The sequence below is a fragment of the Acinetobacter rongchengensis genome (genome assembly GCF_003611475.1).
GTDB classification, from domain to species: domain Bacteria; phylum Pseudomonadota; class Gammaproteobacteria; order Pseudomonadales; family Moraxellaceae; genus Acinetobacter; species Acinetobacter rongchengensis.
This window is the reverse complement of sequence record NZ_RAXT01000225.1, coordinates 1-314: the sequence shown is the minus strand read 5'-3', so window position 1 is coordinate 314 and position 314 is coordinate 1. Positions and strand designations below refer to the sequence as shown.

Genomic DNA, 314 nt, shown 5'->3' with positions numbered 1-314 from the left:
CCATTGTCATAGATGCTAATGCTATTGCCTGCTTCACCTGTTCCTGTCAGTTCAGGGCGTACGTCATTGGTGGTGTCTCCTTCTCCAATGCTACCTGTCACTGGGGCAACGTCATCGTTGATGTTATCCAAGGTTGGGGCTGCTGTTGGCGGAACGCTATCCACTGTGAAGTTCACTGGTGTGGTCTTCGGACTTTCGTTACCCGCTGCATCTTTTTGGGAGATGGCAATCGCATGTGCGCCTTCTGCCAAATCAGTGCTTGGTGTAAAGCTCCAGTTGCCTGTTGAATCTACAATCGCTGTACCAATTTCTAC

The 314-nt window shown here is 50.0% G+C and carries 1 protein-coding gene; it reads right to left on the bottom strand.

All coding sequences use genetic code 11. The features are described from left to right. The coding region (locus D7V20_RS19975; protein WP_171407877.1) for an Ig-like domain-containing protein at window positions 1-314 on the bottom strand (314 nt) is incomplete at both ends.